Source organism: Gemmata algarum (genome assembly GCF_034097035.1).
Taxonomy (GTDB): Bacteria; Planctomycetota; Planctomycetia; order Gemmatales; family Gemmataceae; genus Gemmata; species Gemmata algarum.
The window spans coordinates 1-25265 of sequence record NZ_JAXBLV010000242.1 but is presented as its reverse complement, the minus strand read 5'-3'; the positions used below and the strand labels follow the sequence as shown (position 1 = coordinate 25265).

General features: G+C 69.1%; 18 protein-coding genes, 1 tRNA gene and 1 pseudogene. 16 read left to right on the top strand and 4 right to left on the bottom strand.

What is annotated here, in order from left to right:
* Nucleotides 1-544: 544 nt before the first annotated feature.
* The 6 genes from R5W23_RS30805 to R5W23_RS30780 all read left to right on the top strand — a co-directional run bounded on the left by R5W23_RS30805 (nt 545) and on the right by R5W23_RS30780 (nt 3863).
* The gene (locus tag R5W23_RS30805; protein ID WP_320689692.1) at nt 545-1027 is read left to right on the top strand and encodes a hypothetical protein; all 483 of its coding nucleotides are present in this window, start codon (nt 545-547) and stop codon (nt 1025-1027) included.
* Between the two features lie 81 nt (nt 1028-1108).
* Nucleotides 1109-1570 carry a hypothetical protein gene (locus R5W23_RS30800; protein ID WP_320689691.1) on the top strand — a complete coding sequence of 154 codons (462 nt, stop codon included), beginning with the start codon at nt 1109-1111 and terminating at the stop codon, nt 1568-1570.
* Between the two features lie 94 nt (nt 1571-1664).
* A complete protein-coding gene (locus R5W23_RS30795; RefSeq protein ID WP_320689690.1) occupies nt 1665-2198 on the top strand; it encodes a hypothetical protein in 534 nt (177 codons plus the stop codon).
* Between the two features lie 89 nt (nt 2199-2287).
* Nucleotides 2288-2833: a HEAT repeat domain-containing protein gene (locus R5W23_RS30790; RefSeq protein WP_320689689.1), complete on the top strand. Its 546-nt coding sequence runs from the start codon at nt 2288-2290 to the stop codon at nt 2831-2833.
* Nucleotides 2834-2854: 21 nt separating this feature from the next.
* Nucleotides 2855-3388 (top strand): hypothetical protein, encoded by a 534-nt coding sequence (locus R5W23_RS30785; protein WP_320689688.1) that lies wholly within the window; start codon nt 2855-2857, stop codon nt 3386-3388.
* A 235-nt stretch (nt 3389-3623) separates the two neighbouring features.
* Nucleotides 3624-3863, top strand: coding sequence for a hypothetical protein (locus R5W23_RS30780; protein ID WP_320689687.1), 240 nt, complete (start codon nt 3624-3626; stop codon nt 3861-3863).
* 141 nt (nt 3864-4004) lie between these two features.
* Here R5W23_RS30780 and R5W23_RS30775 read toward each other — a convergent pair whose 3' ends face one another.
* A complete protein-coding gene (locus R5W23_RS30775; protein ID WP_320689686.1) occupies nt 4005-4826 on the bottom strand; it encodes a DUF72 domain-containing protein in 822 nt (273 codons plus the stop codon).
* A gap of 258 nt (nt 4827-5084) precedes the next feature.
* Here R5W23_RS30775 and R5W23_RS30770 point away from each other — a divergent pair, with 258 nt between their 5' ends.
* From R5W23_RS30770 to R5W23_RS30755, 4 genes are all read left to right on the top strand, one after another.
* Nucleotides 5085-6011, top strand: a complete 927-nt coding sequence (locus tag R5W23_RS30770; RefSeq protein WP_261189814.1) for a nucleoside hydrolase — start codon at nt 5085-5087, stop codon at nt 6009-6011.
* Nucleotides 6012-6028: 17 nt separating this feature from the next.
* On the top strand, nt 6029-6886 hold the full coding sequence (locus R5W23_RS30765; protein ID WP_320689685.1) for a hypothetical protein: 858 nt from the start codon (nt 6029-6031) through the stop codon (nt 6884-6886).
* 205 nt (nt 6887-7091) lie between these two features.
* Entirely contained in the window at nt 7092-8606 is a 1515-nt protein-coding gene (locus R5W23_RS30760) for a hypothetical protein (RefSeq protein ID WP_320689684.1), read from the top strand.
* Nucleotides 8607-8898: 292 nt separating this feature from the next.
* The gene (locus R5W23_RS30755; RefSeq protein WP_320689683.1) at nt 8899-9402 is read left to right on the top strand and encodes a cupin domain-containing protein; all 504 of its coding nucleotides are present in this window, start codon (nt 8899-8901) and stop codon (nt 9400-9402) included.
* A gap of 18 nt (nt 9403-9420) precedes the next feature.
* On the opposite strand, the gene R5W23_RS30750 is transcribed toward R5W23_RS30755, so the two are convergent.
* Entirely contained in the window at nt 9421-10530 is a 1110-nt protein-coding gene (locus tag R5W23_RS30750) for a serine/threonine-protein kinase (protein WP_261189810.1), read from the bottom strand.
* A gap of 132 nt (nt 10531-10662) precedes the next feature.
* Between R5W23_RS30750 and R5W23_RS30745 the strand changes: the two genes are divergently transcribed.
* The 6 genes from R5W23_RS30745 (at nt 10663) to R5W23_RS30720 (ending at nt 23019) form a co-directional block, all read left to right on the top strand.
* Nucleotides 10663-11358, top strand: a complete 696-nt coding sequence (locus R5W23_RS30745; RefSeq protein WP_320689682.1) for an SGNH/GDSL hydrolase family protein — start codon at nt 10663-10665, stop codon at nt 11356-11358.
* Between the two features lie 368 nt (nt 11359-11726).
* Complete coding sequence (locus R5W23_RS30740; RefSeq protein WP_320689681.1) at nt 11727-13046, top strand: ATP-dependent 6-phosphofructokinase; 1320 nt, start codon at nt 11727-11729, stop codon at nt 13044-13046.
* 125 nt (nt 13047-13171) lie between these two features.
* Entirely contained in the window at nt 13172-15934 is a 2763-nt protein-coding gene (gene ppc / locus R5W23_RS30735) for a phosphoenolpyruvate carboxylase (RefSeq protein ID WP_320689680.1), read from the top strand.
* 315 nt (nt 15935-16249) lie between these two features.
* Entirely contained in the window at nt 16250-20833 is a 4584-nt protein-coding gene (gltB, locus tag R5W23_RS30730) for a glutamate synthase large subunit (RefSeq protein WP_320689679.1), read from the top strand.
* Nucleotides 20834-20990: 157 nt separating this feature from the next.
* Complete coding sequence (locus tag R5W23_RS30725; protein ID WP_261189805.1) at nt 20991-22457, top strand: glutamate synthase subunit beta; 1467 nt, start codon at nt 20991-20993, stop codon at nt 22455-22457.
* A 488-nt stretch (nt 22458-22945) separates the two neighbouring features.
* Nucleotides 22946-23019: transfer RNA gene (locus R5W23_RS30720), tRNA-Arg, on the top strand.
* 241 nt (nt 23020-23260) lie between these two features.
* On the opposite strand, the pseudogene R5W23_RS32845 reads toward R5W23_RS30720, so the two are convergent.
* Nucleotides 23261-24259, bottom strand: a pseudogene (locus tag R5W23_RS32845) (tyrosine-type recombinase/integrase); the annotation flags it as partial.
* Nucleotides 24260-24721: 462 nt separating this feature from the next.
* Complete coding sequence (locus tag R5W23_RS30715; RefSeq protein ID WP_320689678.1) at nt 24722-25120, bottom strand: hypothetical protein; 399 nt, start codon at nt 25118-25120, stop codon at nt 24722-24724.
* Nucleotides 25121-25265 lie beyond the last annotated feature (145 nt).

The following is a 25265-nucleotide window of genomic DNA, read 5'->3' as shown; positions in this document are numbered from 1 at the left end:
CTTACCACACTTCACATGATCCTGTTAATTTGTCATTGCGTATATTGTTAATGCAGTATTCGGTCGATAACGAGTAATTGGTCACCGAGTTCAACTCCAGGCACGGGTTACGCACGAGGCGAACTGGTCTCATATTAGTGTGCGAAGCCTCGCACGCTAAACACAGGTTCGGCATACGGAAGGACGCACCGATGGGCGGGGGCACGAACCTGGCAGCATGGGCCGAGTACCTGGAGTTGCGGGGTCGGTGGCTTCGGGCCGCGGCGACCTGTGGCGTCCTCGGGTTCGTGCTATTCGTCACCCTGGCCATCGGCATCCGTGCCCAACCACGCGGGTGGGATTGGGCCGGGGTGGCCGTGCCGGGTAGCACCCTCGGGGTGTGGCTCCTGGTCGCCGTCGCCCGGTATTCGTGGCTGTCGCTGCGGGTGTGGACATGGCCGTGCCCGGTGTGCGGTGGTGTGTTCGCTCTGTCCGTGTGGAGCGCGTGGCCCGGGGACCGTTGCCGTCGCTGTGGGGCACAGGTGGTTCGCGCCAAGCCCGGTAGATGGAAATTGTAGAAGCGAAAACCCGGGTGAAGGCCATTGAGGAGTCGCTCGCCGGTGCGCCGTTCGTGGAGTTCCATGCCTTCGAGCGTGAGGGGCGGCCCCTCCACCTCGCCCTGACCGAGCGACTGCGCAAGGCCGCCCGCAAGGAGGGCGTGTGGCGGTCCCGCGAGATGCTCGCCGCCCTCAAGAACGCGGCCTACGGGTTCGACGAGCAGCACGCGCGAAGCGTCGGTGGGCGGGACGGCATCTTCGTAATGGACCGCGCGTTCCGCCCGGCCAACGAGATGATGGCCAAGCTGTTCGGCCGGTTCCTGGACAAGCCGGGCAGCGGGGCCGAGGAGTTGGCCGGCGCACTTGGGTTGCCGCTGGCCGAGTTGCTGCCGGTGCGGCTGGTATCGCACCACATGCGATTGCTCGGCGTTCTCGCCCGCCGCGAGGGGGCCGACTGGCTGGTACTCGTGGACTGTGACCGTTCCGAGTAGCAAAGGGATGCCGAACCCGGTGCCACACCTGCACCGCCGTCGGCTTCGGGACACACCGCTCGTCGGGTGAGGGCGGTGCAGATGAGTTTTATGTTTGGCGAGGAGGCCAACGTACCGATGGTGCGTGTCGCCAGTTTCGACGAGCAGTGGGGCGACCGGATCGGGCGCATGGCCCGCCGGTACAGGGTGCGCATCCGCCCTACCCCGGCCGGCAGTTGGGGGCTCCGCCCGCGGACCTACGAGTTCGCCCCGTGCCTTGTGTTCTGGGGCATGGTCGGGGTGCCGGACGAGGGCGTCGAGGGCGGGGTCGGTCACTGGACGCTTTGGTTCGCCTTCCGGGAGCCTCCGTATTTGCACCGCGACCGGGAGTCGCACGACGCTGAGGCTATCTTCGTCAACGATGCCGAGGGGCCGCACGGCCTCATGGCTCCCGGCTCCCGGTTCAGGCTCACGGCCAACGAAGACGAACCGGTCGCCGAGGTCGAGGTGTTGGGGGTGGTCACAGACGCCGAGCCCGGCGCGGCACCGGATCCGTCCGCGTAGTCTGTTTCCCGTTGTTCATCGGTTGTCCGTCTGCGGTACTGGCGCCGCGGTCGGGCCGGTGAGTTACATGTTCGGCGAGGAGGGCAGACGCGGAATGGCAATGTTCGTTCACCTGGCGCCGGAGTCGCGGGTCGCCCTCATCCGTCGCAACGGCATCAGCCGCTTGCGGCAAGCGAGCGGGGACTTCCCCGGCGGGGTGTTCGCCGTCCCGGTCACCCGCAACTTCTACGTCTCGCACCAGTGGCTGCGGGAGCTGAAGCGACGGAACCAAGGGTCCATCGCCGGCGTCTACTTCCGCGTCCCCGACGACGAACAAGTGTGGGTGGGCCACTACCGGCAAGCGCACCACTGGATGTCCGCGGCCGAGGCGGCCGGCGAGTTCGAGGCCGCAGAGGACGCGCAAGGGTGGGAGGTCGTCATCCCCCGCCGCATCGAGGCCGACGAGTTGCACCGCGTGCGGTATCTGCCACAGGTCGTCGGGTGGCGGTTCTTTCCGGAGTCCAAGGGCAAGCCGCCGTTCTGCACCTGCAAGTTCTGCACGCGCGGTGAGTACGGGGCGCATCGGTTGCGGGAGCGGTTGGGGGCGCCAGACGCCGAGCCCGGCGCGGTACCGGACCCGGCCGCGTAGTCTGTTTCCCGTTGTTCATCGGTTGTCCATCTGCGATACGGGTGCCGCGGCCGGGCAGGCGCACTGTGTGTTCGGCAAGGGAGGCGCGAGTGGATTCGGCCGTCCGGGAACTGCTGGAGCCGTGGGCGCCCGGCAACCTCGCCGTCGCCGAGGGACGGCTGCGGGTGGTGCCGTTGGACGCCGCGCGGGCCGAGTTGATCGCCCTCACACGGGACGGAGTGCCGGGCATCCGGGCGAGCGGCCTCCAGTTGGCCGCGTGCATCGCCCCCGACATCGGCGACGAACTGGCCCTCGCCCTGCTGGCTGATCCGGTCTGGTTCGTCCGCTGCACGGCCTGCGAGAAGCTATTCTTCAATTGGTGCTACCGGGCCGCCGACGCGCTGGCAGAGTTGCTGATCCGCGAGCCGCACGAACTGGTCCGTAACATGGCGGCCTGTGCCCTCTGTTATCTGGGCACCGAGCGGCACCTGCCGCAACTTGAGTCGGCGTTGGCGGTGGAGACGGGCACGGACCACGAGGGTACCCCGATCCAAACGGTGATCGCCCGCGCGATCCACGTGATCCGGTTCGGAGCGCTGCCCGGAATGGAGCGGAGACGCTCCGAACCCGGCGCGGCACCTGAAACCGCCGGCTGATTTGTACGAGTCGCTCACGGTATGGTGACGGTGCCGGTGAGCTGCTCGTTCGGCCCCGGAGGCGTGGAGGGTGGCATGGTGTCCCGACGGATCGGACTGACGGTTGCGGTCTGGGGTTTGAGACTTGCCGCCCTCGGTCCGCTCGCCCTGTGGTTCATTCCGACTCGGCAGTACGAGTCCAACGAGACCGCCGAGCGTACGTACTTCGGGCTGGGCTGGCCGGACCACTGGCTGGCGTCCGAGGTCACGCTGGAGTTCCGCCCGACAGTGCGGCGGGATGGCACGTGGTCCTATGAGTACAAGCGGCGAGGGCCGCTCACCGCGTGGGACCCGGTGCCCCACTCGGCCGGCATCGAGGACGCATTCACCTACCAACGGTGGAAGCGGGAGAACCCGCTGTACGGCCCGCTCTGGCAGACGGCAATTGGTGGGGTGTGCCTGCTGGTGGCCGCATACCTCAACCAGTTCCGGCATCCACGCCGCGGGGCATCAGCCCCAGCGGACGCGGTGGCCCCAGACGCCGAACCCGGCGCGGCAGCGGCACCGGCCACGTGAGCTGTTTCTCGGCGCGCTCCCAGCTCCAGTTGTCGGCTGCGGCGTCGCGGCCGGGCGACTACCGAACTTTCTGCCAGCGACTGCACCGCGATCGAAGCGGCCAGTGGACTCGTTGTTCGGCAACCCAAGGGGACGGCGAATGGCAGTCGGCGGCAACTTGTACGACTTCCTTCAATTTGCTCGGCAACGCCCCTCGATGGTCGTCCGAGATTGGTCCCTTGCTGATTTGGAGAATATGTGCCACGGATACGCGGTTGCCCTCCAAACTCACGGTATCAAAGAGTTCGGTACCGCGTTCAACGAGCAGTTCCGTGCGTGGCTGTGGCAGCGGTTCGAGTGGTCGGGCAGTCTCGGGTGGGCGCGAGCCGTTCGCGATCACTCGACCACCGCGGAAGCGGCGTTCGGGCAGTTCTTCGACCTGCTGGAGCAGTTCCGACGCGAGAGCCAGGAGGCCGGCCCCGGCGCGGCCACGTAGCTTGTTTTGCACGGCTCATCGATTGGCGGCCCGGGCCGCTGTTTGATATCTCGGCCCCGAGCGAGTGGGCGTGTCGCGCAGCCCCGCGATCGGGTCGCAAAGGCGGGCCGAACCGGTTCACCGACCACGCGGCGCCGCTTCTTAACCGAACAGGCTCGGCGGACGTGGCGCGTCGACCACCTGCACGCACGGCGCCGCTTCTTGCAAGACGGCGCGCAGGCGCTCGGCGTTGCTGACGGCTTGCGTGCCCACACAGTTGTTGAAGAAGATCAGCGCCTCGTCGGCACGGTGCGTTTCGGCCAACCGCCTCAGCCCGTCGGCCCACTCGCGCAGTTGCTCTTCGGTGTAATCGTAGGCGTACCGCAGCTTCCCGTCCTGGTACCAGTTCTCTGCGCTCTGCGAGTGGAGCCGGGCGTACACGCGCCGGTTCGCGACCCGCAGCCCGCGCGGGAACAAGGTCGGAACGTCCGGCACGCCCACGCTCACCAGATCCATGCCGATGTGCTCCATCCACTCGGACAGGTTGGGCGCGGCCCACGACCGGTGCCGGAACTCCACGGCCACGTGGTGCGGGCGCAGTTGCGCCCCGGTCCGTGCGAGCCAGTTCCGGTTGTCGGCGGTGTTGCGAAAGCTCTCGGGGAGCTGGAAGATCAGCCCGAGCAACTTGCCGGTGCCCGCGAGGTGGTCGGCCGCGGCCTTGAACGCCGGAACGTCGTCGTCGGAGCGCTGGTGGCTAACGGTCTTGGGCACCTTGAGCGTGAACCCGAACCCGGGCGGCGAGCGGCGGGCCATTTTGGCGACCTGCTCGCGCGTCGGCGGGCGGTAGAAGGACGAATTGATTTCGACGCACGCGAACCGCGCGGCGTAGTAGGGGAGCATGTCGTGCTGGGTGGTGTTGGGCGGGTAGAACCCACCGACCCAAGCGGGGTACGCGTACCCCGCGGTGCCGATTCGGACGTTCATGTGAGCGCTCGTAACGGGCGTCGGACCGTATTTTACCCGGCAGCCTTCTGCGCCGCTCAGCTCGGTTTCAGCGGAATTCAGTCGCTTCAAGTTCCGCAGGCGGAGCGGGGCCGGTCGGTTTTGGCCACCACGCGCCTGGCGCCGGCCGATCGGCGCCACTTCGCGGTACCCGGTTCCCCTCCGGCACGCCGGTGGGTACAATTCGGGGCGGATTCGCACGCGGCTCGCCCTCTCCAAATCATCTCGGGACCGCACGACATGCCACGCAAGGTCGTCATCGTCGCAGACCCCGGCATCGACACCACGTTCGCGGTTGCGCTCGCGCTCAACGACCCGAGCCTCGAAGTGGTGGGGCTCCTCCCCACCGCCGGGAACGTGTCCGCGGAGCAGGCCACCGCCAACGTCCACACCCTGATCGATGTCTTCGACCCCCCGAAGTGGCCGAAGCTCGGGGCGGCGCTCCCCGTCCGCTACGACGCCGACGGCACCGCGCTCCACGGCCCCGGCGGGCTCGGCGGGGTCACGTTCCCGTCCGCCACGCGGCACACGCTGCACCCCGCGGACAAGGTGCTTTGCGAGCTCGCCCACGAGCACCCGCGGCAGATCACCGTCATCAACCTCGGCCCGCTCACCACACTCGCAACGGCCCTCGACCGCGACCCGGTGCTGCCCGCGGTGCTCGACCAGACGGTCATCATCGGGGGGTGCTGGCGCGAGCCCGGGAACGCCGGCCCCGCGGCCGAGTTCCACATCCACCTCGACCCCGACGCCGCCAAGCGGGTGTTCGCCGGCGAGCTGAACCCGCTGTTGATTCCGCTCGACGCCACGCGCAAGCTGATCTTCTCCCCGCGTGACTTACTCGACCTCCCGAACCCGGACTCGCGGGCGTGCCAGTTTTTGCGCCAAATTGTACCGTTCGGCATCCGCGCCAGCTCCAACCTGTACGGGATCGAGGGGTTCCACCTGAAGGACGTGCTCGGGGTGGTGGCGGTGGCGGTCGCCGGGTGCGTCAGCAGCGAGCCACACTTCGTGGATGTCGAAACGAAGGGCGAGTTGACCCGCGGCATGACCGTGATCGACACCCGCGCGAACCCGACCGGCCCGCCGAACGCGCGCGTCGCGACCGGTGTTGCGGTTGCCGACGTGAGAGCGTACATCGAGCGCATACTGAAGGCCGCGCACTGAGCGGGAGGATTCCACTGATGCGATTCACCCTGACCGCCCTTCTCGGCACGCTGCTAGTCGCGGTGGCGACCGCTCAGCCGCCGGAGCCGACGCCGCTCCCGCTGCCGGCCCCAGCGCCCGCGGCGCCACTGCCGATCAAACTGAAGGCGCCGAAAGACGTTCCGCAGCCCACCCGGGCGGAACTCGAGTCGCTCGAAAAAACGCTGCGCACGCTGGCGCTCGCGCACCTGCCGACCCCGCTAGTGAAGTCGGACAAGGGGTGGGGCAAGCAGAAGGAGTTCGTCGAGGGCCGCGTCATGTTGCGCAACGCCAAGAAGTTCGGCCCCGAGGCCCCCCGGGTGCAGGTCAACGATGGCCTGTGGCGCCGGATCACGGCCACCGCGCGGAACCCGAACGAGACGCTCGGCGTCTCGATCCCGGAACTCGTGAAGCTCAGCCCGGACGCCGCCCGCCTCGCCCTCGACACCGTGATGGACATCGATTTCCGCGTGGAGCACCAGCTCTGGAAGCGGGGGCTGCAACTGTACTCCGGCGAGACCCGCGGGCACTGTAAAGCCGGGCTGAAGATGAAGGCCGAGGTCCTCACGAAAACGAAGGCGGTTCCCGGGTCGTTCCTCCCCGAGGTGACGATCACGATCAAGGCGACGGAGGCGAACCTGTTTTACGACAAGGTGGTGATCGACCACACCGCCGGCCTCGACGGCGCCGACGCCCAGAAGGCCGGCGAGTTCGTGATCGACCTCGTGAAGGCGATCAAGCCCGATCTCGAACAGCAGCTCCTCGAAAAGGCGAACGCGGCGATCATGAAAGCGGTCACCTCGAAGGAGGTGAAAGTGCCGCTCGACAAGCTCCTCGCCGCGCCGGTCAAGAAATAAGAGGTTCCACCGCAGAGAGCACGAGAGCGCGCAGAGTAAACGCAGGAAGAGTTGAGCAGTTGTCGCCCTCTTTTTTGGACGCTCTCCGCCGCTTCGACAACTTCAACCTCGGCTTGTCCCGTTTCGCCGGGCTGCGTATAGAGTGCCACCCCCGCGGCGGGTGCAGATCGCCCCGCCCGCCGCTTCCTGGCAAGGACGCCAGCTCATGCTCCGCTGCGTGCTCGTTACCGCCCTCGCGGGCGTTCTCGTTCTTGCGCCCTGCGCACCGGCTGCCGATCTCCCGCCGCACCCGACCGAAAAGCAACTCGCGGTTCAGGCCGCGATGGTGAGCGCCCGCGAGCACCTGGGCGCGCACCGGCCCACCGAAGCGGTCGCGGAACTCGAAAAGGAAATCTCCAACGCCGACGGCAACACCGTGTTCCTTTCGCTCCTTCGGGAAGCGTATCAGGCCGAACTGGCCCAGTCGGAAAAGGCCCCCGTCCCCGACCAAAAGCGGACGGAACAAATCCAGCGCCGGCTGGCGATACTCAATGGCAAACTGAGGCCGGCCCCCGCGCCGGTCGGCACTCCCCGGGTCGCGGCGGAACCGGCACCGAACCTCGGGCCGTCGCTGGTTCCCCCAACTGTGACAGAAGAACCGGCCCCCCCGGTGCCTCCGGCCGGGAGTCCGCCCGCCCCGACGGCCGGCGCTGGCGCGGCCGCGGCCGACGCGGTCGCCGCGTTCAAGAGCCGGAACTACGCCGACGCCGACCGCCTGTTCGCCGCGCTTGGCGCGGCCCGGCTCTCGGCCGAGCAGAAAGCCGCGTGGGCGTACTGCCGGGTCAAACTCGCGGCGGACCGCGTGAACGCGCCCGACTGCCCCCCGGGCACCGCGGCGGCTGCCGTGCAAGAGGTGTCCGAAGCGATTCAACTGATTCCGCCGAGCGCCGACCTTTACAAAGTGGCCCAGCAGGTGCTGAAGGCGGCACAGGCGAAGGCCGGCGCCGCCGCCGCGGTTGTCCCCGTTGCGGCATCGGCCGACGTGCTCGAAACGGCCAGCTTCCGGGTCCACCACGGCGGCGACCGCGCGCTGGGGGAGGCCGTGGCGAAGGCCGCGGAGGCGAACCGGAAAGCGACCTTCGAGCGCTGGAGCGGCCCGCCAGGGGGGGCCTGGAACCCGAAGTGCGATGTCGTGATCCACGCCACCGCCGACGCCTACGCAGCGGCCACCGGTAAACCCGCCGCGCTCACCGGGCACGCGAGCGTGAGCCTCACGAACGGCCGCCCCACGGCGCGCCGAATCGATCTCCGCGCCGACGACCCCGCGCTGGCGACTAACGCCCTCCCCCGCGAGCTGACGCACGTGGTTCTGGCGGACCTGTTCGCCGACCGCCCGCCGCCGAAGTGGGCGCTGGAGGGGATGGCGGTCCTCGCCGGCGCGCCGACGGAGGTCGAGCGGTACACCCGCACGCTCGCCCGCTGCGCCCGCGACGGCGAACTCCGCGCCCTCGCGGCGCTGTTCGAGTTGAAGGACTTCCCCGCCGACAACATCACCGGCTTCTACTGCCAGAGCGTGAGCGTCACGGACTACCTCATCAAGCTGAAGGGCGAGCGCCACTTCAAGATCTTCCTCAACGACGCGCAGCGGTACGGCACCCCGCAGGCGCTGCGGCGCCAGTACAACATCGACGGTCCGCAGGCACTGGAAGTCGCCTGGAAACTCGCCAGCCTGACCCCGTGACGAGCGGGCTAAAGGCAGAAGAGGAACGGCCGCAAAAAGGCACAGGAAGCAGAAGAGGATTGGCCGCAAAAAAGCACAAAGGGCACAAAAGGAAACCACAGACGAAGACAGAAGAGTGGGTTCAAGACACTTCTCTTTCTCTTCGGTTTTCTTTTGTGCCCTTTGTGCTTTTTTGCGGCCAATCCTCTTCTGCTTCCTCGGTTTTCTTTTGTGCCCTTTGTGCTTTTTTGTGGCCAACCCTCTTCTGCTTTTGCGGCCCGCTCCTCTTCTGTCTTTATTGAGGACACGACCGATGACCGCAGACGACGTGATCCGCCTGCTCCAGTTGCAGCCGCACCCGGTCGAGGGCGGGTTCTTCCGCGAGACGTACCGCTCCGCCGCGACCCTCCCCGCCGCGGCGCTGCCGGCGCATCAGGCGGAGCGCAGCGTATCGACCGCGATTTACTACCTGCTCAAGCCGGGCCACGTGTCCGAGCTGCACGTCCTTCCGGGCGACGAGGTGTTCCACTTTTACCTCGGCGCGCCGGTGCGGATGCTGCAACTGTGGCCCGACGGCACCGGCCGCGAGGTCGTGCTCGGGTCGAACGTGGCGGCCGGCGAGGTGCCGCAACTCGTGGTCCCCGGCGGGGTGTGGCAGGGCACCCGCCTAGTCGGCGACAGCGGCTTCGCGCTGCTCGGCTGCACCGTCGCGCCGGGGTTCGATTACGCCGATTACACGGGCGCGACCCGCGCCGAGCTGACCGCCAAGTGGCCCGCGTTCGCCGGGCCGATCGCCACACTGACCCCGCGCGGCTGACCGCCGGCGCGGCCCGCGTCACTCGTTCAGCGCTTCGAGCCACACGCGCAGGTCGTTGCCGTACTCGCTCGCGAGGTCCCCCTTCACGAGCTGCCGGTGGAACGCGGCGGCGCCGCGGCGCCCCAGGTCGGCGGCCTCCGCGTCCGGGAACCGCTTGTCGGGGTCGGCGGCGACCAGGCGCCGGCACAGGCTGACGAGCAGATCGCTCCCGACGACCTCGTGCGGGAGCACCTCCGCCAGTCGGTGTTCCAGCGTGCGCTTCGACTCGATCAGCCCCGACACCCCGACGAAGCCCTCGAACGGGGACCGCCCGGCCATCATCTCGATGAGCACGTACCCCAGGCTCGCGAGGTCGGACTGCGGGGTGACCGGCGCGCCGTCGAGCACCTCCGGGGCCGCGTACAACGGCGACCACGCGCGGCGCCCCTCCGCCGACCGCAGGTCCGCCGCGGACCCGACGTCCACCACCTTCGCGGACCCGGTCCGCTTGAGCATCACGTTGGCCGGCTTGAGGTCGCCGTGCGTGATCCCCTCGCGGTGGAGCGCGGCCAGCGCCGCGAGGCTGTCACGGAGGATGTGGGTCGCCACCCCGGGCTTGAGCCGCGGCTGCGCGGGGCCGTCCGTCAGCACGACGTCCTCGACGAACCGCAGGTGCTCCGGGCCGAGCCGCGCGCGGGTCCGCTCCAGGGTGGCCGGGGTGAGCACCACGCGCAGGTCGATGCCGTCCACCCACTCCATTCGCATGACGCGGACGCCGCGGTGCTCACTGAAGTGGTGCACCGCGACCAGGTTCTCGTGCTGCACCGCGGCCACCCGCGCGGCCACCGCCGCGATCCGCGCCATGTCCTCGGCGTACGCCTCGGCGGTGCGGAACTGTTCCGGCGAGAACACCTTCAGCGCGACGGGCAGGGCGAACCCGTCCGAGCCCTCGCGGCGCGCGAAGAACACCACGCCCTGACCGCCGCGGCCGACGAGGTTCAGGTCGCGGCACCCGGCGGCCCAGCCCGGGTCGGTCCCGGAGAGAATCGCGCGGTAGTGGGCGGTCAACTCGTCCGTCGTGCCGCCGCCCCCGGCGGGCGGGAGCGTGCTGGGGTGAGGTAAGCTGTCATGTAAGCGCGTGGACTCCATGTCGCTCCGGAGAGACGAGGCGATGGCCGTCATGGCGGAACGGCCATTGTATCGCGGCTTGCGCGCGTGTCTCCGCGCGGGCCGGCTCATAGAATCACCTTCCCGCTCTCCCTTCCCGAAAGGACGCACGCGATGCGATTTGCTCACCCGGTCGTGCTCGCCGGCCTGTTCTGCGCCGCCCCGCTTGCCGCCGCCGCGGACGCCCCGCCCCCGCTCAAAAAGGGCGAGAAGATCGTGTTCCTCGGCGATTCGATCACGCAGGCCGGGGTCGGCCCCAAGGGGTACGTCACGGTCGTCAAGGGGGCGCTCCACGAAGCGCACAAGGACCTGGGGATCGAGGTGATCGGGGCCGGCATCAGCGGGAACAAGGTGTCCGACCTCCAGCGGCGGCTCGAAAAGGACGTGCTCGCGAAGAAGCCGACGCTGGTGGTGATTTACATCGGGATCAACGACGTGTGGCACGGCGAGAAGGACCCCGCGCGGGGCACCCCGAAGGACAAGTTCGAGGCGGGTCTGAAGGAGATCATCGGGAAGATCAAGGACGGCGGCGCGCGGGTGGTCCTTTGCACGCCCACGGTCATCGGTGAGAAAAAGGCGGGCGCGAACAAGCTCGACGCCCAGCTCGACGAGTACGCCGACGTGAGCCGCAAGGTGGCGAAGGAAACCGGGTCGCAACTGTGCGACCTGCGCAAGGCGTTCGTGGACCACATCGCCAAGAACAACTCTGCCGATAAGGACAGGGGCGTCCTGACCACCGACACCGTCCACCTGAACGACGCGGGGAACAAGCTCGTTGCCGACACCATTCGCGCGACGATTGACAAGTGAGCCCACAACCAGAAGCGATTCGGCCCTTGCGCGAAACAAGAGCGTTGCTGCTGGATTCGAGGGCAAAGTGCGGATTCGGTGGTTCGCCCGAGCGCGAACCTGGAGTGAGCGCATCTGAGGCACAGCCTGTTCGATCAGGTGTTATTGAACAGGCTGTGCCGCAAGGTCGCGAAATCGCCGATCGGCACGACCGATTTCGATTCCAACTGCCTGTTCGCAAGGCAATCGCGATTTGGCTTCAGAGTTGCAGCGTGGCAATGCGATTCGAACGCTTTTTCTGACTCAACCGTTTAAAACCCGCGGTGCGGGTGCGTTGAAAACTCTTCCAGCGCACAGACGCCGAACAGGTAAACACACGGGGGCGTCTTTTGGTCAGCCGCGAAGACCTCGTCGTCAAGTCGCTCGGGCCGTGCCGGATCGATTCGCCCATGCTCCCGCTGTTGGAGCAGCGCAAGAGAAGTTATTACAACGTCGACGAAGCCGACCGCGTCCTCTTCGACGACACCGCGTCGGCGCTCACGGGCCGCGGCGTGCCCGTCGACCAGATCCCGGGCTTCGAGCCGGCCGGGCCGCGGCGCAAGATCTTCTTCGACCCGTCCAAGACGCGCGCCGGCGTCGTCACCTGCGGCGGGCTGTGCCCCGGCTTCAACGATGTCATCCGGGCGCTGGTGATGGAGCTGCACTTCCTGTACGGGGTGCAGCGCATCCACGGGTTCTGCAACGGGTACCAGGGGTTCATCCCGAAGTACAAGCGGCCCGTCCTCGAGCTCACCCCGCAGTTCGTCAGCCAGATCAACGAGCAGGGCGGCACCATCCTGGGCACCTCGCGCGGCGAGCAGGACCCGGCCGAGATCGTGGACTGCCTGGAGCGGATGGGGATCAACGTCCTGTTCGTAATCGGCGGCGACGGGACGCTCCGCGGGGCGCAGGCCATCGCGCGTGAAGTGGAGGCGCGCGGGGCCAAGATCGCAGTCGTCGGCATCCCGAAGACGATCGACAACGACATCATGTTCATCGACCAGAGCTTCGGGTTCCAGACCGCGTTCTCGACCGGCGCGGAGGTGATCCAGACGGCCCACGCCGAGGCGAAGGCGTCGCCCAACGGCATCGGCCTGGTGAAGCTGATGGGCCGGCACTCCGGGTTCATCGCGTGCTACTCGTCGCTCGCGCGCAACGACGCCAACTTCGTGCTCATCCCCGAGGTGCCCTTCATGCTCGACGGCGAGCGCGGGTTCCTGTCGGTGCTGCGGAAGCGGGTCCAGCGGTCCGGGCACGCGGTGATCGTGGTCGCGGAAGGCGCCGGGCAGGACCTGACGCCCGGGAGCGACGAGCGGGACGCGTCCGGGAACCCGCGGTTCAACGACATCGGCGTGTTCCTCAAGCAGAAGATCACCGAGGACTTCGCCGCCGCCAACCTCGAGCTGAACCTGAAGTACTTTGACCCGAGCTACTTCGTGCGGAGCGTGAAGGCAAACCCGTTCGACGCGGTGTACTGCCTGCGGCTGGCGCACAACGCGGTCCACGCCGCGATGGCCGGGCGCACCGAGGTGGTGGTGAGCCGGTGGCACGGGCGGTTCGTCCTGCTGCCGATCCCGCTGGCGGTCCGCGCCCGGCACACCGTAGACCCCAACGGCGACCTGTGGCTGAGCGTGCTCGAGTCCACTGGCCAGCCGCCCGTGTTCGGATGAATCAAAAGGCAAAAGTTAAAAGGGAAAAGGCAAAACGGAAAAGCCGAGCGCGTTCCTCTTGTTTGCCTTCCGCTTTTCCCTTTTGCCTTTTCCTTTTAACTTTTGCCTTGACCCTTGGGGCGTTCATGCAAGCGGCGGCACAGAAGGCGCTCGGCGCCGACATCCGGCTCCTCGGCAACCTGCTCGGCCAAGCGATCCGGCGCCTGGGCGGGGACGCCGCGTTCGATCTCGAAGAAGAGGTGCGGGCGGCCGCCAAGGAGCTGCGCACGAACCCGTCCCCGGACGCGGCGCGCCGGCTCCGCGACCGCCTGGGCACGCTCGACGTGCCCAAGCTCCGCGGGCTGATCCGGGCGTTCAGCGTGTTCTTCGACCTCATCAACCTGGCCGAGCAGCAGGCCCGGGTGCGGGCGCTGCGGCACCGCGCCGCCCGGCCGGACCCGGCCCGCGCCGAGAACGCCGAGTCCGCCCTCCAGAGCATCGCCCGCCGCGGCGTGCCGGTTGAAGAGGTAGCGGACCACCTCGCCCGGGCGCTGGTCGTGCCCGTGTTCACCGCGCACCCGAGCGAGGCCCGCCGGCGCTCGGTGCTGGAGAAGCTCGCCGCGGTGGCTCAACTGCTCGACAAGCTCGAGTACGGCCAGCCGACGCCGTCCGAGCGCGACGCGCTGACCGACGCGATCGCGGAGGAGGTCGAGGCGCTGTGGCTGACGGACGCGGTGCGGTCGGCCCGCCCCTCCGTGCTCGACGAGGTGCGCCAGGTGCTCGGGGTGGTCGAGGCGCGGCTGCTGGACGTCGTCCCGAAGGTGTACCGCAAGCTCGAATCGGCGCTCGAGAAGGTGTACCCGAACCACGGGCGCCGCGTGCCGGCGTTCTTGCAGTTCGGGTCGTGGATCGGCGGCGACCGCGACGGCCACCCCAACGTCACCCACGCCGTCACCGCCGAGGCCGTCCGGCTCCAGCAGGAAACGGTCCTCGCCCACTACCTCCAGCGGATCGAGGCGCTGGGCGGGAAGCTGAGCCACTCGGCGCCGTTCGTCGCGGCCGGCCCGGCGCTCACGGCGTCGCTCGCGGCGGACGCGCAACTCCTGCCCGGGGTGGCGCAGGGGAAGCCGGGCGAGCCGTACCGCGCGAAGTGCCTGATGATCGCCGAGAAGCTGCGGCGCACCCTCGCCTTCGTGCGCACGCACGCGGACGACTGGGGCGCGGACGCGCAGGCCCCGCCCGCCGGGGTGTACGTCGGCCGCGGCGAGCTGCTCGCCGACCTCACCCTGATCGCCGACGACCTGCGCCGGGCCGGCGCGACCGCGAGCGCCGACGGGGCCGTGCGGGACTTCGTCCGGCTCGTGGAGGTGTTCGGGCTGCACCTCCTGACGCTCGACATCCGCCAGCACAGCGCCAAGCACGAGGCCGCGACCGCGGAAGTGCTGGCCGCGGCCGGGGTGTGCCCGAACTACGCGACCCTGTCCGCCGACGAGCGGTTCGCGGTGCTCGCGAAGGAATTGGAGTCCGCGCGCCCGCTGATCCCCGCGCACCTGCCGTTCAGCCCGGACACGACGGAGGTGGTCCGCACGTTCCGCACGATGGCGGCGGTCCTGGAGCAGCGGTGCCCGGAGGCGCTCGGGACGTACATCATCAGCTCGACGACCGAGCCGGCCCACCTGCTCGAGGTGCTCCTCTTCGCGCGCGAGGCGCGGCTGTTCCGGCCCGCGGAGGGCGTGAGCCGCATCGACGTGGTGCCGCTGTTCGAGGCCCTGGAGCCGCTCCGCTCGGCCCGCCGGATCGTCGCCCGGCTGCTCGAGCTGCCCGTGTACCGGCGGCAGGTCGCGCTGCGCGGGAACCGGCAGGAGGTGATGATCGGCTACTCGGACAGCAACAAGGAGAGCGGGTTCCTCCAGTCCGCGTGGGCGCTGTACCGGGCCCAGACCGAGCTGACCGAGCTGGGCCGCGGGGCGGGCGTCACGATCCAGTTCTTCCACGGCCGCGGGGGCGCCGTCGGGCGCGGCGGCGGGCCGGCGAACTACGCGATCCTGGCCCAGCCGAAGGGGACCGTGGACGGCCGCATCCGGATCACCGAGCAGGGCGAGATGATCGCCGACCGGTACGGGCACCCGGCCGTCGCCGAGCGGCACCTGGAGCAGGTGCTGGACGCGGTCCTGCGGACCAGCTTCCCGGACGCGGCGGAGGGGGCCGACCCGAAGTGGCTCGCGGCCCTCGACGCGCTGGCCGATTCGGCGCGGAAGCACTACCGGGGGCTGGTGTACGAGGACCCGGGGTTCCTCGCGTACTTCGAGCAGGCGACCTGCATCGGCGAGATCGCGGAGCTGAAGATCGGGTCGCGCCCGGCCCGGCGGAGCGGGGCGCGGAGCATCGAGGAGCTGCGGGCGATCCCGTGGGTGTTCAGCTGGATGCAGAGCCGGCACACGCTGCCCGGGTGGTTCGGGCTCGGGAGCGCGGTCGCGGAGTTCCTGCGCGCGAACCCGGACGGCCTCGCGATGCTCTCCGACATGTACGCCCGCTGGCCGTTCTGGCGCACCCTGATCGACAACTCGCAGATGATCCTCGCCAAGGCCGACATGGTCATCGCCCGGCTGTACGCCGACCTCGTGACGGACCAGGCCCTGGCGGCCCGCATCTACGGGCGGATCGAGGGGGAGTACCGGGCGGCGGTGGACGCGGTGTGCCGGATCACGGGCCAGTCGGCGCTGCTCGAGCGGTCCCCGGTGCTGGGGACATCGATCGAGCGGCGGAACCCGTACGTGGACCCGCTGAGCTTCATCCAGTTGGTGCTGCTCGACCGGCTGCGGAACCAGAGCGGCCCGCGCGAGGAGCTGGTGACGGCGGTGCTGGAGAGCATCAACGGGGTCGCGTCCGGGCTGAAGAACACGGGGTGAACGCCTTTCCCTGGGACCGCGGGCGTCTCGCCCGCTTGTTGCCCGGCAGACGGGCTCCGCGGTTTACCGCGGAGGCGTTGTCGCCCGCTCCTGCGGGAGGTGCGAGGCGGCACCCGGATTCGTTCGAGCGGCGCCGGCTGCGGAGCGGAAGCGGGCCGGAGGCCCACGGCCCGATGAAGAACGCGCCTTGCCAAGATGTCTCGCTATCGAGATATTTGACTTCGAGCGATTTAATTGGCACTACATTCACGCGGTTTCTGCCACATTGCCTCTCCCGAGTTGGCCGGAAGCGGCTCAACCCCGTACTAAACGCATATGCAGCCAGAGACTTTAGCGTTCGTCCCCTCGCCCCTCGTCCCCGAGGGGCTGTACCACCCGTCGTTCGAGCGAGACGCGTGCGGCGTCGGGTTCGTCGCCGACCTGCGCGGGCGCAAAACGCACGCCACCGTGAGCGACGCGCTCCAGTTGCTCCGCAACCTCCAGCACCGCGGGGCGTGCGGGTGCGACCAGGACACCGGCGACGGCGCCGGCATCCTGCTCCAGCTGCCCGACCCGTTCTTCCGGGACGCGGCGGCCAAGCTGAACGTCGCGCTGCCCGCGGCCGGCAGCTACGGCGTGGCGTTCTGCTTCCTCCCCGCCGACGCGGCGAACGCCGCCGCGTGCCGCCGGGCGCTTGAGAAGGTGGTGGCCGAGGAGGGGCAGACGGTCCTGGGCTGGCGCCCGGTGCCGGTGGTGTCGGCGGCCATCGGCTGGCTGGCGCGCACCACCGAGCCGGCGATGGAGCAACTCCTCGTCGGCCGCGGCGCGGGCACGCCCGCGGACGCCTTCGAGCGCAAGCTGTACGTGATCCGCCGCCGCACCGAGCACTGGGCTGCCACCGCGCCCGCCGGCGCCGGGTTCGCGGTCACGAGCTGCAGCGCGCGCACGATCGTGTACAAGGGGATGCTCAAGCCGGACCAGCTCGAGGCGTACTTCCCGGACCTGTCGCAGCCCGGGGTGGAGTCGGCGCTCGCACTGGTTCACAGCCGGTACAGCACCAACACCTCGCCGCAGTGGTCCCTCGCGCACCCGTTCAACGTGCTCGCGCACAACGGCGAGATCAACACGCTGAACGGCAACGTCCACTGGCTCAAGGCGCGGCAGGCGCTGATGGAGGGCGGCGCCCTCGGCGACGACCTCCGGAAGGTGCTCCCGCTGGACCTCGACGGGCTGAGCGACTCCGCGGTGCTCGACCGCGCCGTGGAGCTGCTCCTCCACAGCGGCCGCAGCCTGCCGCACGTCATGATGATGCTCGTGCCGGAGGCGTACGAGGAGCAGAAGCACCTGGACCCGGCCGTGCGCGGGTTCTTCCGCTACCACCGGTGCCTGACGGAGCCGTGGGACGGCCCGGCCAGCCTGTCGTTCACCGACGGCACCATCATCGGCGCGATGCTCGACCGGAACGGGCTGCGCCCCGGCCGGTACGTCATCACCGACGAGCGGGTGATCGTGGCCAGCGAGATCGGCGCGCTGCCGACCCCGACGGGCGCGGTGAAGACCGCGGGCCGGATGCAGCCCGGGAAGATGTTCATCGTGGACACCTCCTGCGGCTCGGTCATCCTGGACGACGAGATCAAGCTCGAGGTGGCCCGCGAGAAGCCCTACGCCGAGTGGGTGGCAGCCAACCAAGTGCAGCTCGACGACCTGCCGGCCGCGGCCCCGGTCGAGCCCGACCTCGCCACCGTGCGGAACCGCCAGCACGCCTTCGGGTACACCCAGGAGGACGTGGCCCGGGTGCTGCTGCCGATGGCGCAGGACGGGCAGGAGCCGGTGTCCAGCATGGGCACCGACACGCCGCTCGCGGTGCTCAGCGACCGCGCGCAGCTCCTGTTCAACTACTTCAAGCAGCACTTCGCCCAGGTCACCAACCCGCCGATCGACCCGATCCGCGAAAAGGTGGTGATGAACACCGAGTCGCTGATCGGGTGCGAGCAGAACATCCTCGCCGAGACGCCCGAGCACGCGCGGCTGCTGCGGCTGAAGGGGCCGACGCTCAACGACGAGGAGCTGGCGAAGGTCCGCGCCCTCGACCGGCCGGGGCTGAAGGTCTGCACCCTCACGACCCTGTTCGACCGGTCCGCGGGCGAGCCCGGCCTGGCCCGGGCAGTTGACGCGCTCTGCGGCGAGGCCGAGGCCGCGGTGCGCGCGGGCGCCACGATCCTGATCCTCTCCGACCGCGGGGTGGACGCGCAGCGGGTGCCGGTCCCGTCGCTGCTCGCGACGGCCGCGGTGAACCACCACCTGATCCGCGCCGGCCTCCGCGTGAAGTGCGGGCTCGTGGTCGAGACCGGTGAGGCCCGCGAGGTCCACCACCTCGCGCTCCTGGTCGGCTACGGCGCCGCCGCGGTGAACCCGTACCTGGCGCTCGAGACGTACCGCGACCTGGCAGCCGAGGGGATGCTGGTCGACGCCCACGGCGGGCAGCTCGAGCTCGCCAAGGCGTTCAAGAACTACGCCAAGGCCATCAACGCCGGCCTGCTGAAGGTGTTCAGCAAGATGGGCATCAGCACACTGCTGAGCTACCGCGGCGCGCAGATCTTCGAGGCGATCGGGCTGAACCGCGACCTGATCGACAAGCACTTCGTGGACACCCCGAGCCGGATCGCCGGCATCGGGCTCGGCGAGATCGCCCGCGAGTCGCTGACCCGGCACGCGGTCGGGTTCCCGGACGCCCGGGCGGCCGAGGCGGGCGGCGGGCACGAGGTGTCCCCGCCCGAGCTGGACGTGGGCGGGGAGATCATGTGGCGCCGCCGCGGCGAGCACCGCATGTGGAACCCGGAGACGGTGCAGACGCTCCAGCACGCGGTCCGCAAGGAGAGCCGCGAGGCGTACCGGGAGTTCGCGCAGGCGGCCAACGACGAGAGCCGGCGGCTGTGCACGCTCCGCGGGCTGCTCGGCGTCAAGAAGACCCACAAGCCGATCCCGCTGGAGCTGGTGGAGCCGGCCAAGGAGATCGTGAAGCGGTTCTTCACCGGGGCGATGAGCTTCGGGAGCATCAGCAAGGAGGCGCACGAGACGCTGGCGATCGCGCTCAACCGCGTCGGCGGGCGGTCGAACACCGGCGAGGGCGGCGAGGACCCCGTCCGCTTCAAGCCGGACACCAACGGCGACCGCCGCGGCAGCGCGGTGAAGCAGGTCGCCAGCGGGCGGTTCGGCGTGACCGCCAACTACCTCGCCAACGCGGTCGAGATCCAGATCAAGATGGCCCAGGGGGCCAAGCCCGGCGAGGGCGGCCAGCTCCCGGGCCACAAGGTGGACAGCGCGATCGCCAAGACCCGGTACAGCACCCCGGGGGTGGGCCTCATCAGCCCGCCGCCGCACCACGACATCTACAGCATCGAGGACCTGGCGCAGCTCATCTTCGACCTGAAGAACGCCAACCCGCACGCCGAGATCTCGGTGAAGCTGGTCGCCGCCGCGGGCGTGGGCACGGTGGCCGCGGGCGTCGCCAAGGGGTACGCCGACCGCATCCTCGTGAGCGGCGACTCCGGCGGCACGGGGGCGAGCCCGCTGTCGAGCATCCGGCACGCGGGCGTGCCGTGGGAGCTGGGGCTGGCGGAGGCGCAGCAGGTGCTCGTCCGCAACGGGCTCCGCGGGCGGGTGCGGCTCCAGACGGACGGCCAGATGAAGACCGGCCGCGACGTGGTGATCGCCGCATGCCTGGGGGCCGAGGAGTACGGGTTCGCGACCGCGCCGCTCATCGCGATGGGCTGCGTGATGATGCGGAAGTGCCACCTGAACACGTGCCCGGTCGGGATCGCCACCCAGGACCCGGTGCTGCGGGCGCAGTTCACCGGCACCCCGGAGCACGTGGTCAACTACCTGTTCTTCGTGGCCGAAGAGGTGCGCGAGCTGCTGAGCGAGATGGGGTTCCGCACGCTCGACGAGATCGTCGGGCGGCCGGACCTGCTCGCCCCGATCGACCTGTCGTGGCACTGGAAGGCGAAGCACCTCGACCTGTCCGCCCTCCTGGCCCGGCCGAACGTGCCGTTCGGGTCGGTGGTGCGCAACGTCGAGCGCCAGCCCGACATCCTCGCCGAGCAGCTCGACTGGGAGGTGGTGCGGGCCGCGAAGGAGGCGGTCGAGCACCCGCGGCGGCTCCAGCTCGCGATGCCGATCACCAACCGGAACCGCACCACCGGCACGCTGCTCAGCTACTTCGTGACCGCGCGGTACGGCGAGGCGGGGCTCCGCGAGGACACCATCGACCTGCGGTTCACCGGCACCGCCGGCCAGAGCTTCGGCGCGTTCCTCACCCGGGGCATCACGCTCCGCCTGCGCGGCGAGGCCAACGACTACGTGGGCAAGGGGCTGTCGGGCGGCAAGCTGATCGTGGCGCCGCAGCCCGAGGCCGGGTACGTGCCCGAGGAGAACGTGGTGATCGGGAACGTGGCCCTGTACGGCGCGACCGGCGGGGAGGCGTACTTCCGGGGCCGGGCCGGCGAGCGGTTCGCGGTCCGCAACAGCGGCGCGAAGGCCGTGGTCGAGGGCATCGGCGACCACGGGTGCGAGTACATGACCGGCGGCGTGGTGGTGGTGCTCGGCCCGACCGGGCGCAACTTCGCGGCCGGCATGAGCGGCGGGTTCGCCTACGTGTACGACCCGCACGGCACGTTCCGCGAGAACTGCAACCTCGAGATGGTCGACCTCTTGCCGGTCGAGGAGTACAAGGACGTCGGCACGCTCAGCAACCTCATCAACCGGCACGTGCTGTACACCGGCTCGACGGTCGGGAACGCGATCGTGGACGACTTCGCCGCCGCGCTGCCCAAGTTCGTGAAGGTGTACCCGAAGGACTACCGCCGCGTGCTCGAGCAGAACAAAGCCGTGCAGCGCCAGTGGGAGCTGGTCAACGGCTGACGGTTGGCACAAGCGACTTCAACAGCCCTGTTGTCCGCGACCCCGTTGGGGTCGCGGAACAGGTTTTCGACCCCAACGGGGTCGCGGGAAATAGCCCGGGGTGAAAGCCCCGGCGCCTCAACGGAGGAGCGACGGCGGTTCGCCGATCGTGAGCACAATGGCAGACCCGCGTGGGTTCCTGAACGTCGAGTTGCAGAAGCCGACCCCCCGGCCGATCCACCTGCGCGTCCGCGACTACGACGAGCTGTACCAGCCGATGCCGACCGAGAGCACCCGCGCGCAGGCGACGCGGTGCATGGACTGCGGCATCCCGTTCTGTCACACCGGGTGCCCGCTGGGCAACCGCATCCCGGACTGGAACGATCTCGTTCACCGGAACCGGTGGCAGGAGGCGCTGACCGCGCTGCACGACACGAACAACTTCCCGGAGTTCACCGGCAAGACGTGCCCGGCCCCGTGCGAGGCGTCGTGCGTGCTCGCGCTTAACGGCGCGGCGGTCACGATCAAGACGATCGAGCAGGCGATCGTCGATCACGGCTGGGAGCAGGGCTGGATCGTCCCCGAGCCGCCGGGCCACTCGACGGGCAAGTCCGTGGGCGTCGTCGGGAGCGGCCCCGCTGGACTGGCGGCGGCGCAGCAGTTGCGCCGGGCCGGGCACGCGGTCACGGTGTACGAGCGCGACGACCGGCCCGGCGGGCTGCTGATCTACGGCATCCCCGACTTCAAGATGTCGAAGGACTACGTCGCCCGGCGCATCCACCAGATGCGCGAGGAGGGCGTCGAGTTCGTCACGAACGCCGACATCGGCAAGACCGTGGACCCGCAGGAGCTGCGGGCGAAGCACGACGCGCTCGTACTGACGGTGGGCGCCACGCGGCCGCGCGAGCTCGACATCCCGGGCCGCAACCTGAAGGGCGTCGTGCAGGCGATGACGTTCCTGACGGCCCAGAACCGCCGCGGGCTGGGGGACCAGCTCCCGGCCGACAGCATCACCGCCACCGGCAAGAACATCATCATCATCGGCGGCGGCGACACCGCGGCCGACTGCCTGGGCACCTGCCACCGGCAGGGGGCCAAGTCGGTGCTGCAACTGGACTACAACCCGTGCCCGCCGGAGAACGCGAACCCGGACACGCCGTGGCCGCTGTGGCCCAAGATCCTGCGCATCACCCCGGCCCATGAGGAGGGCGGCAAGCGCGACTGGCAGATTAAGACCCAGCGGTTCGCCGGCGACGACCAGGGCCGCGTCACGGAGCTGCACGCGGTGCGGGTTCAGCACTACTTCGACAAGGACGGCGAGCGCCAGTTCGAGGAGCTGCACGGCTCGGAGCTGGTGTTCCCGTGCGACCTCGTGCTGCTGGCGATCGGCTTCGCCGGGCCGGAGCGGAGCCTGGCGGAGCGGCTGGGGCTGGCGATGACCGAGGGCGGCGCGATCCGCAGCGACGCGAAGTACGCGACGTCGGTCCGCGGGGTGTTCACGGCGGGCGACTGCCGCCGCGGGCAGTCGCTGGTGGTGTGGGCGATCGCCGAGGGCCGGGAGGCCGCCCGGCACGTGGACGAGTTCCTGACCGGCCAGCCGAGCCGCCTCCGCGGGCGCGATCTGCCGCTGAGCCTGATCCGCTGAGCCCACGGGATCGTAACCGTTTACATTCGCACGCGGGCCTTGGTGCTCAAGACCCGCGTGCTGCATTGAGGGTGTGCGAACTCACTTCTGGGGCGGTTTCTCGCCCGTGATCTTCTCGATAGCGTCTCGTGCTGCCAAGGTGCTTTCTACATCCCTGTGTCGAGCAACTCCCGCAGTTCGAGGTAGGTTTCGCGCGTCCGGTCTGCCAAACGGCACCTCGTCGAACGGTCGTGGGGTTAACCGAGCGGCATAGCGTATGCGGCAAGTGTCACCGCCACGGTGCCTCGTTCCGAACCGCCGTTGAACTCCCCCGCCGGTATCACAACGACTCACGCGAGCACCCTGCAACCCATCAAGACACGGACGTTCCAGACGACGTTCGAGACGTGTTACGGCTGACCGCTTTGGGTACAACGGAACGGCACGGCCTGGAGTTATGCTCTCCCCTTGTCCGCAGCCCTCGAACGGCCTATATTCCCTAAAGCGATGTGCCCGTAGCTCAACTGGATAGAGCGTCGGCCTCCGGAGCCGAAGGTTACAGGTTCAACTCCTGTCGGGCATACTTCCTCAGTGGTCTCTGACTCCTCTCGATTGTTCTCTAACCCCTGTAATCCCAGGGGTTTGCTTTTTTCACCTTCTGGCACCACTTTCTCGTTTACCTCCGCCAACTCTCCCGCGTCACCACCTTCTGCTGCTCCCGGTGCTGCTCCCGAATCGGGGCGTTCAGTACGGTCCCGTCGTCCTGTCGGCAGGTCGAGTTTCGCTAACGCGGCAGCCGTATCACGGATGCCGACGTGGGCGTACCGGTCCATCGTCAGCGTAATTGTGGAGTGCCGAGCCAGTTCTTTCGCGTCCTTTGGGGCTACGCCCGCGTTCACCAAATTAGTAACGAAGGTGTGCCGCAGCGCGTGGAAGTCGGCGAAATGACCGTTACGGTCTCGGTAAGCGAGGACATCGGACGCCTCGCGCCGCACCCGTTCGTCGTCCGAGGGTGATTCCGCGAGCCACGCGGCACGGGCCACCTCCAGGTCGCATTTGATGAGATCGACCGCGGCCGTGTGCTTGGCCCAATTGCCCGGCCACAGCGGCTCGTCGACCGGCTTGTCCGCTAGCCAAGCCCGCAGTTCGGCGAGCAACTCGGGGTGCAGCGGAACCTCGTCGCGGCGCCGGTGCTTCGAGTACGCGGCTTCGACCACCACGACCGGTGGGTTCGCGTCGAGTGCGAATGAACGGGGTGAAAGACTCGCGAGTTCTTGGGCGCGGAGGCCGGTCATCCCGGCCACGGTGTACAGCACCGCGCGGGCCGGACCGGGTAACTTTCGGAACACCCGTCCAGATCGGGCCGCGTCGAGCAGTCGCGCGAATTCCTCGGCCGAAAGTGGCCGGCGAGGGTGCCGCACGTCGATGTCGGCATTCGCTTTTGGGATATGCCGGAACGGGTTCTCCGCGCTCCGCCGGGTCCTCACCAGCCAGTTGCCAAAAGCGACGAGTGATTTGCGATAGTGGTTGCTGGTGGCCGGGCCAAAACCACCGTCGGTTTTCGCGAGCCGCCGCCGGTCCGCGAGCCAGCGCTCGGCGCCGGTAGCGTCGAGGTCGCGGACGGTGACGAAGCTCAACGCCTCGAACACGATCTCGCACCGCCGGGCCGCCTGTGCGGCTTCCTTCGCCGTGGCGCCTTTATCGAGGACGTGCTGCTCGTATTCGGTGAGCAGAGGTACGAGCGGGGCGTTGCGGTGGTCTGCAAACGGGTCCCGCACGCCGGATCTCTCGGCTTCGATCTTCTTGAGCAGGTCGGCAAGCATCACCGCCGCGGCGTCCCGGTTCGGGCTGAATCGCACCCGCTTCCGCGTGCCATCGGCGAACCGCACGTCGGCCGCCCACTTCGCGGCCGGCTTCAGGTACTGCTTACCGTCCTCGGAGAGTGGGTACAAAACCGCCTTGCCGCGCTCCCGGAGCCGGACGTGCGGCTTCCCGTCCTTGGTGACGATCTCGGCGTTCGCGGGGAGCGGGTAGGGGCGGGTGGGCTTGAACAGCGAGGCCATAAGCGGGACACCTTTCTGAGAACGGTCGGCGCGGCGGGTGCGGTTCTCAGGTCGCAGTTCCGCCGCACCGACCAAAGGTTGATGGAGTATAGCAGGCGCCCGCGGCGGGCGCGATCTCGGTATGTCAGGGTCCTTCCGGGCCACCGCAACGCGGGGTCCGTACACGAAGCCCGCGGGCGAATGGACACAGTAACGGGCGAGGGACAGACAGTGTTCCGGTGCTCACCCGTTCCGGGTGCGGGTGCGTTCGGGCGCCCCGGCGGAAGGACCCGCGGGCGCGGGCAGCAGGGTCACCACCGGCGGGCGCCCCTTGCGTCGGTCCACCGACACCAGCCCGGCCCGCTCCAGCGCGCACAGCCCGCGGTGGGCGGTGCGCCGCGGCACCACCAGCCGCGACAGGTTGAGCGGCACCGCCGCGCACTTCCGGCACCCGGCCTCGTACCACGCCACCAGCCCGACCGCCAGCGCCTGGCCCGGGAGCCGCGCCGCCGCCTCGATCCACCGCCACGGGACCGGCCCCTTGAGGAACTTTTCCCAGGGCCGGTGCCGCGGCGGGCGCGCTCGGGGGCGCTCGGACTCCGACGGCTCGCGGAGCTTCGACAGGTCGAACGGGTCACTCATCACCGGTTCCTCTTGTGTGAAATACCAGACAGAACCAATAAGACTGGGCGGGTGCGCCGAACTGGCACACCGGGGGCGTCACCAACGGCCCAATTCCACCTCGCCGGCCTCGGCGAGCAGTTGCGCCACGGCGTCCCACATGCGC